Annotated in this window: 10 protein-coding genes; 3 read left to right on the forward strand and 7 right to left on the reverse strand. The window is 72.6% G+C overall.

From position 1 onward, the window contains the following. Positions 1-226 precede the first annotated feature (226 nt). Positions 227-1,195, reverse strand: a complete 969-nt coding sequence (gene rsmH / locus ACYVD5_RS09005) for a 16S rRNA (cytosine(1402)-N(4))-methyltransferase RsmH (RefSeq protein WP_461000690.1) — start codon at positions 1,193-1,195, stop codon at positions 227-229. 513 nt (positions 1,196-1,708) lie between these two features. Further along, the gene (gene mraZ, locus ACYVD5_RS09010) at positions 1,709-2,140 is read right to left on the reverse strand and encodes a division/cell wall cluster transcriptional repressor MraZ (RefSeq protein ID WP_461000691.1); all 432 of its coding nucleotides are present in this window, start codon (positions 2,138-2,140) and stop codon (positions 1,709-1,711) included. Positions 2,141-2,442: 302 nt separating this feature from the next. Between mraZ and ACYVD5_RS09015 the strand changes: the two genes are divergently transcribed. The 3 genes from ACYVD5_RS09015 (at position 2,443) to ACYVD5_RS09025 (ending at position 7,211) form a co-directional block, all read left to right on the forward strand. Then, positions 2,443-3,435: an AAA family ATPase gene (locus tag ACYVD5_RS09015; protein WP_461000488.1), complete on the forward strand. Its 993-nt coding sequence runs from the start codon at positions 2,443-2,445 to the stop codon at positions 3,433-3,435. Positions 3,436-3,451: 16 nt separating this feature from the next. Further along, the gene (locus ACYVD5_RS09020) at positions 3,452-4,696 is read left to right on the forward strand and encodes a DUF58 domain-containing protein (RefSeq protein ID WP_461000489.1); all 1,245 of its coding nucleotides are present in this window, start codon (positions 3,452-3,454) and stop codon (positions 4,694-4,696) included. Between the two features lie 157 nt (positions 4,697-4,853). Continuing rightward, positions 4,854-7,211 carry a transglutaminase TgpA family protein gene (locus ACYVD5_RS09025; protein ID WP_461000490.1) on the forward strand — a complete coding sequence of 786 codons (2,358 nt, stop codon included), beginning with the start codon at positions 4,854-4,856 and terminating at the stop codon, positions 7,209-7,211. A 469-nt stretch (positions 7,212-7,680) separates the two neighbouring features. Here ACYVD5_RS09025 and ACYVD5_RS09030 read toward each other — a convergent pair whose 3' ends face one another. From ACYVD5_RS09030 to efp, 5 genes are all read right to left on the reverse strand, one after another. Beyond that, a complete protein-coding gene (locus ACYVD5_RS09030; RefSeq protein ID WP_461000491.1) occupies positions 7,681-8,100 on the reverse strand; it encodes a DUF3040 domain-containing protein in 420 nt (139 codons plus the stop codon). Between the two features lie 296 nt (positions 8,101-8,396). Then, entirely contained in the window at positions 8,397-9,668 is a 1,272-nt protein-coding gene (locus ACYVD5_RS09035; RefSeq protein ID WP_461000492.1) for a DNA polymerase IV, read from the reverse strand. A gap of 58 nt (positions 9,669-9,726) precedes the next feature. Then, positions 9,727-10,527 carry a methyltransferase gene (locus ACYVD5_RS09040; protein WP_461000493.1) on the reverse strand — a complete coding sequence of 267 codons (801 nt, stop codon included), beginning with the start codon at positions 10,525-10,527 and terminating at the stop codon, positions 9,727-9,729. A 58-nt stretch (positions 10,528-10,585) separates the two neighbouring features. After that, positions 10,586-11,005: a transcription antitermination factor NusB gene (gene nusB / locus ACYVD5_RS09045; RefSeq protein WP_461000494.1), complete on the reverse strand. Its 420-nt coding sequence runs from the start codon at positions 11,003-11,005 to the stop codon at positions 10,586-10,588. A gap of 49 nt (positions 11,006-11,054) precedes the next feature. Further along, the gene (gene efp / locus ACYVD5_RS09050; RefSeq protein WP_461000495.1) at positions 11,055-11,618 is read right to left on the reverse strand and encodes an elongation factor P; all 564 of its coding nucleotides are present in this window, start codon (positions 11,616-11,618) and stop codon (positions 11,055-11,057) included. Positions 11,619-11,662 lie beyond the last annotated feature (44 nt).

The following is an 11,662-nucleotide window of genomic DNA, read 5'->3' on the forward strand; positions in this document are numbered from 1 at the left end:
CGGCGCTGACCGGGCTGCCGGCGCGGGCCGCGCCGGGGCCGCCTTGCGTTCCGGGGCCGCCTTGCGCGGCGGCGCGGTCCGGCGCGCCGGCGGGGCCTCGGTACCGGCCCGCCGGGTGCGGGCGCTCTCCTCGGTGGCGCTGCTCATCTGGGTCCTCCCCGCTGTGTCTCCCACTGGGCCCTGGGCCTGCGCTCGGCAGGCCGGTCGGCCGGTGCCGCCGGCGCGGTCATGGCCGGCGGATGCGTTCGGCTGCCCGCAGCCGGGCCGAGGCCGCGCGCGGATTGGTTTCGCTTTCCTGGTCGGTGGGGGATTCGGAGCCGCGGGTAAGCAGCCGCAGCTCGGGGCTGTACTGCGGCAGCGGCACCGGCAGGTCGCGGGGTGTGGAGTCGGTGGCGAGCCCGGCCAGGGTCCGCTTGGTGATGCGGTCTTCCAGCGAGTGGTACGACAGCACCGCGATGCGCCCGCCCGCGGCCACGCTGCCGACGGCGGCCGGCAGCGCGCGGGTGAGGATTTCGAGTTCGGCGTTGACCTCGATGCGCAGCGCCTGGAAGGTGCGCTTGGCGGGGTTGCCGCCGGTGCGCCGGGTGGCGGCCGGGATGGCCTCGCGCACGAGCTCGGCGAGCTCGCGCGTGGAGTCGAGCGGTTCGTCGGCGCGGCGGCGGGCGATGGCCTTGGCGATGCGCCCGGCGAAGCGTTCCTCGCCGTAGTCGCGCAGGACTCGGGTGAGCTCGCCGACGGAGTAGGTGTTGACGACATCGGCGGCCGTCTGCCGCTGGGTGCGGTCCATGCGCATGTCCAGCGGGGCCTCGCGCGAGTAGGCGAAGCCGCGCTCGGACTCGTCGAGCTGGGGCGAGCTGACCCCGAGGTCGAGCAGCACCCCCTGGACCCCGCCGCGGCCCTGGCGGTCGAGGACGGCGGGGATGTCGTCGTACTCGGCGTGCACGAGTTCGGTCCGGTCGCCGTACGGTGCCAGCCTGGTGCGGCTGCGCTCCAAGGCGACGGGGTCGCGGTCGATACCGACCAGGTGCAGGCCGGGGTGGGCTTCGAGCAGTGCGGCGGCGTGGCCGCCCAGCCCCAGGGTGCCGTCGACGAGGACGGCCCCGGGCTCGGACAGGGCCGGCGACAGCAGCTCGACGATGCGGTCGAGCATGACCGGGGTGTGGCCCGGTCCGGGCTCGCTGCCGATATCTGCCATGAGCACAGTGCCCCCTCCTCACTGACCGCCCGGTGTGCCGCGCTGTGCCTGCGGCCGATCGGACCGCTGCGGCGCTTGGCCGCAAGCGGGCCCGCAGGCCCCGCCCCGGTGCCTGCGCGCTCCCCTGCGGGGCACTCGCTGCGAGCGGTGCTGCGGCTTGTTCGCGTTCGCGGTCGGGCCCGCGGTCGGTGTTGTCGTCTCGTTGCCGGCGGCCGAGCCGAGCCCGGGTCTGCAGCCGATCTGTCCTGATGCTGTGCGCGCCGCCGGTCCTGCGCGGCCCTCATGCCGGCGGTGCCGGCAGTGCCGGCCATATCGGCGAAGCTGTCCGGACGGGCCTCCAGGCGCGGCGCCTGCGGACCGCGCTGCAACGCGGCCGCCACCTGGCGCCGGGGAAGATGCGTCAGCTAGCTGCGGCTCGCGCCTGAAGGCCGGCGTCCAGACAGGGCTTAGACGGCGGTGGCTCGGCGGACCGGTGTGCGCGGGTGTCGAGGCCGGCACCGCGGTCGCGCGAAGTCACAGCACCCCCGGCAACACCTCCTCCGACAGATCCGCGAATGCCTGCTCCTGTTCGGCTTCGTAGCGGGCCCAAGCCGCGGCGTCCCAGATCTCCAGCCGCGTGTTGGCCCCGATGACGACGCAGTCGCGTTCCAGGCCGGCATAGGCACGCAGCCCGCTCGGAACAGTGATGCGCCCCTGCTTGTCGGGGACTTCGTCGGATGCGCTGGCGAAGAAGACCCGGCTGTAGTCGCGGACCGCCTTGGCGGTGACCGGCGCCGCGCGGAGGGCCTCGGTGATGCGCTGGAACTCGTCGGCAGGAAAGACGTAGAGGCAGCGCTCCTGTCCCTTCGTGATCACCAGTCCCCCCGACAGTTCGTCGCGGTACTTCGCCGGAAGGAACAGGCGTCCCTTCTCGTCGAGGCGCGGCTCGTGAGTGCCGAGAAACACCGGCCCCACCTCCCAAGCCCCCAGCAGAGCAGTCTCCCGCTCCACGATGCTCCACTGTACTCCACTCTTCCCCACGGTCAACAGTTTCAATCGCGCCCGCGACACAAACCGGACAGAGAAATCGCAGGTCAGAGCGGGTGGAGCGGAGTGGGGCGGACGGTCGGCGCCGCGCTGGGCGGCGCGCGGATGTGACACAGTGCTCGGCCGCCGAGGGCCGGCCCCTCACCCGTTTCGGTTTCATTCGCCGCGCTTTGCCCCTAGCCTCAATTCCGTCGGCTCCCGAATCCTCAGAGAGGGGACACGTGTCACTGGGCACGCGGCAGAACACGCAGGGGGACGGGCCCCCGGACGACGACGGCGGGGTCATCGCCATCGCGGGACGGATCCGCGAAGCCGTCGAAACCGTGATCGAAGGCAAACCCGATGTCGTACGCATCGCCCTGACGGTCCTGCTGGCTGAGGGCCACCTGCTCATCGAGGACATCCCCGGCGTCGGCAAGACCATGCTGGCGAAGTCGCTGGGGCGTGCGATCGACTGCTCGGTGCAGCGGGTGCAGTTCACCCCCGACCTGCTGCCGGCCGATATCACCGGTGTCAGCGTCTACCACCAGGACCGGCGCGAGTTCGAGTTCAACCCCGGTCCGGTTTTCGCCAACATCGTCCTGGGCGACGAAATCAACCGGGCCTCGCCCAAAACCCAGTCGGCGCTGCTGGAGTGCATGGAGGAGATGCAGGTCAGCGTCGACGGCGAAACCCGTCCGCTGGAACGCCCCTTCATGGTCGTCGCCACGCAGAACCCCGCCGACATGGAGGGCACCTACCCGCTGCCCGAGGCCCAGCGCGACCGCTTCATGGCCCGGATATCGGTGGGCTACCCCTCCCCGCAGGCCGAGCTGGACATGATCGACACCCACAGCTCGCAGTCGCCGCTGGACCGGCTGGTCCCGGTCGCCTCGGCGGCCGACGTGCGCGCCATGGTCGACCGGGTCAACACCATCCACGTCGCCCCCGGTGTGCGGCGCTACGCCGTCGACCTGGTCGCGGCCACCCGCACCTCGGCGGCGCTGCGGCTGGGCGCCTCGCCGCGCGCCACCCTGCACCTGGTCCGGGCCGCGCGCGCCTACGCCGCCCTGGAGGGGCGCCACTACGCGGTGCCCGACGACCTGCAGACCCTTGCGGTTCCGGTGCTGGCGCACCGGCTGCTGCCCAGCCCCGAGGCCCGCATGGAGCGCCGCACACCCGAACAGGTCGTCTCCGAGATCGTCGCCCGCCTGCCCATTCCCAGTCCGCGCTGAGCGCCGGGAGGCACGCGTGAGACTGCTGACGGCGATCACCGTCCGCGGCTGGGGCCTGCTCAGCGGCGGAGCCGCACTGATCGCAAGCGGCCTGATCATCGGCGAGCGCGACCTGGTGGGATTCGGCATCCTGGTCTTCGCGCTGCCGCTACTGGCCGGTGCGACCCTGGCCGGTGCGCCCGGGCGGGTGGCGCACAGCCGCGCCCTGCAGCCCTCGCGCACCCCCGCCGGGTCCGACGCGCGGGTGCTGATCCGGGTCGCCAACGGCTCGGGAGCACTGCCGGTCGGCGGGCTTCAGGTCGAGGACGGCCTGCCGCGCCCGCTGGGCCGGGCGCCCGGGTTCAACGTGGGCTTTCTCGGACCGCGCGCCGTACGCGACCTCACCTACCGGGTGCGCACCCAAGTGCGCGGGGCCTACCCCGTGGGGCCGCTGACCGTGTCGTTCACCGACCCGTTGAACTGCCTGCGGCACCGGCGGACCGTCGGCGCACCGATGACGCTGCTGGTCACACCGCCGGTCACCGCTCTGCCGCCGGTTCCCTTGCCCGGAGGCGCCGCCGAGGACGGCGACAGCTCCGGGCCGTCGCTGTCGGGCGGAACCGAGAACGACCCGGTGCCGCGCGGTTACCGGCACGGCGACGACATGCGCCGGGTGCACTGGCGCAGCACGGCCCGCCACGGCGAGCTGATGGTCCGCCGCGAAGAGCACCACCTCAGCGACCGCAGCGCAGTGCTGGTCGACCTGCGCGCCCGCGCCCACGCCGGCTCCGGGCCGGAGTCCTCGCAGGAGACCGCGGTCAGCGCAGCGGCCTCCGTCGCCCTGCACCTCATCGGCCGCGGCCACGAGATGCGGCTGCACACCGACAGCGGCGAGGTCGCCGCCACCCGCGGCCCCGACATCCTCGACGCTCTTGCGGTGGCCCCGGCCTCGCCGGCCGGCAACCTCGCCGGAGCCGCCGAGACGATCGCCGACTCCCATGTCAGCGGCCAGGGCCTGCTGGTGGCGGTGCTCGGCGCGCTCTCGGCCGAAGACCTCGACGCGCTCACCCGGATGCACGGCGGCCGCGGCCACACCTGCATCGCGCTGCTGTGCACCCGCGCCGCCTGGCCCGATTCCCAAGCCGAGCGGCGCTCGGCCGCCGCACTGCGCGAGGCGGGCTGGCTGGTGGCCGAAACCGCATCGCCGGGGGCCGACCTGGCGCGCGCCTGGAACACCGCGTCGATGGGCCCCGCCGGCGCACAGACCGGGGCGGGCCGGTGATGGCCCGCGCCGCCCAGCGCGGGCTGCCGCCCCGGAGCGCATCCGGTGCGTTGGCCCCTCCGGCCGAGTCCCCCGTCAGCTTCGCCCAGTAAGGAGGAACGGCGCAGCCCGCCGGCGCCGCCGCATCCGGCGCGCCCGGCGGGGCCGCCGGCACACGATGATCGCAAAGGCCGCGCTGACCCTGGCGACCGCCGTCTCACTGCTGCTGGCGCTGCCCGCACTGGCGCCGGTGATCGACGGCGACTCCTGGTGGGTGCCTGCGGCCGCCGTGGTCGCCGCCACCGCCCTGACCGGACTGGGGCTGCGCGCAGCGCGGCTGACCGTGGTCGTCATCCCGCTCGCACAGGCCGCGGTCGTGCTGTGCGTACTCACCGGAACGTTCGTCTCGCCCGCTGCACCGCTGGGCTTCGTACCGGCCCCCGGTGCGCTGTCGGAGCTGCTGGCGGTGTTCGCCGAAGGGCGCATGCAGATCAGCGCGGAGACCACGCCGATCCCGGCGACACCGGCGCTGGCGCTGGTGCTCGCGGCGGGGATGGCCGTGCTGGCGGTCGTCTCCGACTTCCTGGCGGTGACCGCCCGCGCGGCCGCCATGCTGGCGCTGCCGCTGGCCGGGCTGCTGCTGGTGCCGCTGCTGGTGGACGACGAAGGCCTGGGCGCCTTCGCCTTCGCCGCCGCTGCGGCGGGCTACGTGCTGCTGCTGGCGGTGGACGGCTGGGCCCGCAACGCCGAGTGGGGCGTGCGCGTGCGCGCACCCCAAGACACCGCCGCGCCGGTGCTGGGCGGGTTCCAGCACGTGTTCTCCGCAGCGGGCGTGGCCGCGGTCGCGGTGACCCTGGCGCTGCTGGTCCCGCTGGCCGTGCCGGGCCTGTCGTCCAACTCCCTGTACGCGATGGCCGACGGCAGCCAACTCGGCGGCGAGACCATCACCACGACCCACCCCCTGGTGAGTCTGCGCCGGGACCTGGCCTCGACCTCCGACCGGCCGGTCCTGGACTACACCACCGACGTCGACGAACCCGACTACCTGCGCATGTACTCGCTGGACGTGTTCGACGGCGAGAACTGGACCATGTCGCGGCTGCGCGCCAATGGCGACGGCGACCTCAACGACGAGGTGCTGCCGTCCCCGCCCGGCCAGAGCAACATCGGCAGCGAACGCGCCCACACCCGGATCCGGATGGCCGACGGCTACGCGGCCGACTTCCTGCCGATGCCCTACCCGCCGCGCCGGCTGACCAGCACCGGCGAATGGTACGCCGACGCCGACACCCTGATGGTGTTCACCACCGACACCCCTGCCCAGGGCGCCCGTTACGAGGTCACCAGCCTGGTCAACGAGCCCGACCCCGACGTCCTGGCCGCCGACCTGCCGCCCGATTCGGACTTCGACGAGCGCTACCTGGAGGTTCCGCCGGAGGTCGCAGAGCGCACCGGCGACCTGGCCGAGTCGATCACCTCCGACGCGGCCACGACCCACGACAAGGCGGTTGCGCTGCAGGAGTGGTTCACCAGCGGCGACCGGTTCACCTACGACCTGAGTCCGCCGCCCGTCCCGGCGGGCGCGGACCCGCTGACCCACTTCCTCTTCGACAGCCGGGTGGGCTACTGCGAGCAGTTCGCCGGCGCGATGGCGCTGCTGGCGCGCCAGGCGGGTATCCCTGCGCGCGTGGGCATCGGCTACACCTCTGGCACCCGTACCGGCGAGGGCGCCTGGGAGGTTTCGGAGTCCGACGCCCACGCCTGGCCGGAGCTGTACTTCCAGGGAGCGGGCTGGCTGCGGTTCGAGCCGACTCCCGCCTCCCCCGGCGGCCAGGGCACCGCCACCGTCCCCGACTACGCCGACGGCGCGGCTCCGGCACCCCCGGGCGGCCAGGCGCCCGGGGCGGAGAATCCGCAGGAGAACGGGGCGGTGGACCCCTCCGACCCCGCCGAGCAGCAGCAGGCTCCCAGCGAGGCGCCCGAGACCCCCGCCCCGGACCAGCAGGCGGACGGCGGCGGCGCCGGCGGTTCGCAGGGCTCGGGCGGTGCCGGGTGGTGGCCGGCGCTGATCCCCTCCGTGCTGCTGGCCGCGGCTGTTCCGGGGCTTGTGCGGGTGCTGGTGCGGCGCACCCGGTGGATGCGTGCGGGCTCGGCGGCCGAACGCGCCCATGCCGCCTGGCGGGAACTGCGCGACGACTGCCGCGACCTGGGGTTGGCCTGGAGCGCGGCCGAGACTCCGCGGTCGGTGGCCGAGCGGCTGGCCGCCGCGGCGCCGCAGGATCTGCAGGGCGAGGCCGGCGAGGCGCTGCGGCGGCTGGCGCTGGGTGAGGAGAGTGCGCGCTACGCGCCCGAGGTGGTCGAGCACGGCTCTCCGGCGGCCGACAGCAGCCGGGTGCGCGCGGCCCTGCGGAGCGCCTGCGGCCGCGGAGCGGCGCTGCGAGCCGCCGTACTGCCCCGTTCGCTGCTGCCGTCCCCGACGACGCAGCGGGCGCCGCAGGTGCCCGGGGCGTACGGCAGCGGGCTAAGCCCTGGCTAAGAAATCCTTTGTCTGCTTGGCCCGGTATGTCGGTTCACAGGTCCACTCGGCGACCTTGCCCGCGGTCGGCTAACGGGCGGTCTGGACGTGAAAAGCGGCAGCAACGGCCGCAGGCGGCCGGGGCGGGCGGTCACCGGCCCCGCCCGCAGGCGGCGGGCCACCCGACGCACCGACCCTGCAGAAAGGCCCGTCTCAGCGTTAAAATCTGGGCATTTCTGCAGGGTCATCGCCACCGCAACCCCGAAATCCGACATAACGGTCACGCGCCCACCCACCCGAGCCGCCCACCGCCCTTGGTGCCGCTTTCCCCTGCAGACCACCCGCCGCCCGGCCGCGGGCAAGGCCGCACAGCCGACCGTTGCCGCCGCCCTTGCCCGCACACACGAGAACGCGCCCGCCGGATCCATCCGGTGGGCGCGTTCTCGTGTGCGTTGCCTGCGACCGGGAACGGCCGCGCAGCGGGACGCCGCTACTTGTCGTCGCCCTCTTGGCGGCGGCGCCACCGCTCCTCGAAGCGGTGCATCATCCCGGGGCGCTGCTGGCGCCGGCGCTGTTTGGGTTCGGCGCCTTTGCCCTGTTCGTGCGGCTGCTGCGCAGCAGCCTCGCCACCGCCGCCGGTGGCGACACGCCTCCAGGCCGACAATCCCCACAGCAGGCAGGCCAGCATGACAATGAAGCCGATGACACCGACTATGACCTGCTGGAAGATCGCGCCGCCCATGAGGAGCGAGATCCCGACGACGAACCCGATGGAGGCCTGGACGATCGACCGCTTGTAATGGATGGCGGGCGTCGTCTGGCGCACGGTATTGGCGAACTTCGGATCCTCGGCGTACAGCGCCTGCTCGATCTGGTCGAGCATACGCTGCTCGTGTTCAGAGAGCGGCACGGCGCCTCCCAACGACAGTCCCTGAGTGGGGTGAGATGTACTGAACAACTAGCTGTTGCCCAGTTGTATGCCCAGAATAAGGTGCCTTAGCTCCTACTGAAAAGAAAAGATGAGCGTATCGCTGGCCCACGTTGGCCACATTACCCTCACGGTCTAACCGCAACACCGCTGCGCTCGCCCTTCTGCCGTCCCCTGTGCTGCCACGGTGGAGCCGCCGTTCCACTCGGCCGAGGTGCCGGTAGGCCGGTGCTCCCCCTGTCCCCTGTAACGCGTGCAACCGCCCGAAAGTTGCCGTACTATACGTCATTCTCCTCACGCTTGGCCAAGGCGGCCGGTCGGATGGCGCCGGTCCCGAACCGCCGCGTAACGGCGTCCATGGCCTGTTCGGCCTCGCGCCAGCCGGTCTCAGGTTCGTCCAGAGTGAGCTGGCGGTGGGCCTCGGCGGCCGGCACCAGCCCTTCGACACGCACCCCCACCAGCCGCAGCCGCACCCGTTCCAGGCCCGCGGCGGCGTACAGCTCGCGCGCAGCGGCGTTGATCTCGTGGGCGACGTCGGTGTGCTCGGTCAGGGTGCGCGACCTGGTGATGGTGGTGAAGTCGGCCCGGCGCAATTTCACCACCACCGTGCGGCCCACCTGCCCGCCGGCGCGCATCCGCCGGGCGACCTTCTCGGCGAGCCGCAGCAGTTCGCGGTGGATGGTGCCGGGGTCGTCGACGTCGCGGGGAAAGGTTTCCTCGGCCCCGATGCTCTTATCGGGGGTTGAGGGCACGACCGCGCGGTCGTCGCGCCCCTGGGCCAGGGCGGCCAGCCGATCGCCCAGAGCCGCACCGAACTCGCCGCGCAGGGTGGCCGCCGAGACGCGCGCCACGTCGCCGACCGTACGCAGGCCCAGTTTGGTGAGGGTCTGCTCGGTTTTCTCGCCCACCCCCGACAGCGCACCCACCGGCAGCGGGTGCAGGAACGCGGTGACCTGGTCGGTGGGCACCGCCAGCAGGCCGTCGGGCTTGCACTGGGTGGAGGCCAGCTTGGCCACGAACTTGGTGGCGGCGGCACCCACCGAGCAGGTCAGGCGCTGTTCCTCGCGCACCCGGCGGCGGATCAGCTCGGCGATGCGCACCGGGCCGCCGAGGCGCCGGCGCGCACCGGAGACGTCCAGGAACGCTTCGTCCAGCGAGACCGGTTCGACCTCGGGGGTCACCGACAAAAAGATGTCCATGACCGCCTCGGAGACCCGCCTGTAGGCGGCGCCGTCGGGCGGGAATACCACTGCATCGGGGCACTGCCGCAGGGCGCGCACCATCGGCATGGCCGAATGCACGCCGTAGGAGCGGGCGATGTAGTCGGCCGAGGAGACCACTCCGCGCGGCCCCGTGCCGCCGACGATGATGGGCTTGCCCTGGGTCTCGGGGTGCTCCAGCCGCTCAACGCCGGCGAAGAAGGCATCCATGTCGATGTGCAGGACGGTGCAGTCGTCGGCGGCGGAGTCGTTTTCAGGCAGCGGCTCGACCCCGCCGGGCCCCATCATCCCCCGCAGCGCCTGCCCGCGCTCAAGCTGGCGTCTGCTCATACCACCAGTGTGCCGCCTGCGCCATGACCAGGGCCAGTCCGCCCTCGGATCTGCGGCATCACAGCGGCCTACGGGCCAGCAGGTGGATCTGGGTGGCGATCCCCGACAGTGCCGGGTGCACCGAAGCGGCCTTTTCCAGCTCGACGAGCTGCTCGCCGAGCTGGGGCTCGCCGTCGAGCACCCGGCCGGGCAGCAGGTCGGCGAACACCCGGACGCCGCGGATGTCGGTGCCGCCGAGCCCGGCCCGTTCGGCAAGGTCGACGAGTTGGCCGGCGGTGAGGCGGCGCGGCATGGGGTCGCCGGGGCCCCAGCGCCCTTCGGAGTCGTCGATCAAGTGGCGTGCCTCGGCGAGGTGGCCGCTGAGTGCGCGGTGCAGTACACCGGCCACGGCGTTGGCGGCCAGGATGCTCACCGCGCCCCCGGGCCGGGTGAGCGCGGCGACGTCGTCCAGGGCGTCGGCGGGGTCGTCGACGTACTCCAGCACGTTGTGCACGAGCACCAGGTGGGCGTGTGCGGCGGGCAGCAGGTGGGCCAGGTCGCTGGTCTCGCCCTGCAGCGCGCGCACCCGGACCCCGGACTCGGCGGCCCGGCGCTCCAGCGCGGCCAGCGAGTCGGGACTGGGGTCGACCACGGTGACGCGGTGGCCCAGCCGCGCCAGCGGGACGGCGGCACCGCCGGTACCCCCGCCCGCGTCGACGATGTCCAGGCCGTCGGGCTCGCTGCCCGCCGGTTCCTGGTCGGCCAGCGCGGCGCGCAGGACCTCCCAGACGACCTCGGTGCGGGCCGCGCTGGCCGCCCGATGCGGGCCGGACCCCGCACCGTGCTCGGTCGGCACGGCGCCGTCGTGCTTGTCGCTCACGCCGGCTCCCCTTCTGCTTGCTGGTTGGGGTTTGCTGGTGGCGGCGCGCCGGCGGATGTCAGGGCGCGAGCTCGGCCTTGTTCTCCATCAGCCGGGAGAGCAGGCCGTTGATGAAGGTCGGCGATTCCTCGGTGGAGAGCTCCTTGGCCACCGCAACGGCCTCGGCAATCGCCACGCCGTCGGGGATGTCGCCGGCCCACAGCAGCTCATAGGCGCCCATCCGCAGGATGTTGCGGTCGACCACCGGCATGCGCTCCAGGGTCCAGCCGATCGCGTACTCGGACAACAGGGCGTCGATGCGCTCGTGGTGCTCGTTGATGGCGAACGCCAACTGCTCGGTGAACTCGTTGATCGGGGGTTCGGCCTGGGCGCGCCGGCGCTCGATGACCGCCGAGACCGTGGTGTTGCGCACCTCGGCTTCGTACAGGATCTCCACCGCTCGTCTGCGCGCCTTGCGCCGTGCTCCTCCGGTGCTCATCGCTGCTCCGCCCGGCCGCCCGGGTGGCTGCCGCCCGCAGTCGGCGCCATCAGTTGACGCGGCCGAGGTAGTCGCCGGTGCGGGTGTCGACCTTGACACGCTCGCCGGTGGTGATGAACAGCGGCACCTGGATGACGGCACCGGTTTCGATGGTGGCCGGCTTGGTGCCGCCGGTGGAGCGGTCGCCCTGCACGCCGGGGTCGGTCTGGGAGACCTCGACCTCAACGGCTGCGGGCAGCTCGATGTAGAGCGGGCTCTCTTCGTTGACGGCGACGGTGACCATGGCGCTCTCCTGCAGGTAGTCGGCGTTGCGGCCGACCACCTTGGCGTCCACGGGCAGCTGGTCGTAGGTCTCGGTGTCCATGAAGATGTAGGACTCGCCGTCGGTGTAGAGGTACTGCATCTCCCGGCGGTCGACATTGGCGATCTCGACCTTGGCTCCGGCGTTGAAGGTCTTGTCGACGACCTTGCCGGAAGTGACGTTTTTGAGCTTGGTGCGGACGAACGCTCCGCCCTTGCCGGGCTTGACGTGCTGGAACTCCACGACGTTCCAGAGTTCACCGCCGTCGAGCTTCAGGGTCGTGCCGTTCTTGAGGTCGTTCGTCGAGGCCACTTCGGTCGTCTCTCCAGAGGTCGGGCTCAGTCGGTGGCGGGGCG

The sequence above is a fragment of the Streptomonospora sediminis genome, from assembly GCF_054778995.1.

What these genes read in the sequence shown, in the direction of transcription:
- rsmH (WP_461000690.1), bottom strand. Translation starts at nt 1,195, where the DNA reads ATGGCAGATATCGGCAGCGAGCCCGGACCGGGCCACACCCCGGTCATG.
- ACYVD5_RS09025 (WP_461000490.1), top strand. Translation starts at nt 4,854, where the DNA reads ATGATCGCAAAGGCCGCGCTGACCCTGGCGACCGCCGTCTCACTGCTG.
- ACYVD5_RS09035 (WP_461000492.1), bottom strand. Translation starts at nt 9,668, where the DNA reads ATGAGCAGACGCCAGCTTGAGCGCGGGCAGGCGCTGCGGGGGATGATG.
- nusB (WP_461000494.1), bottom strand. Translation starts at nt 11,005, where the DNA reads ATGAGCACCGGAGGAGCACGGCGCAAGGCGCGCAGACGAGCGGTGGAG.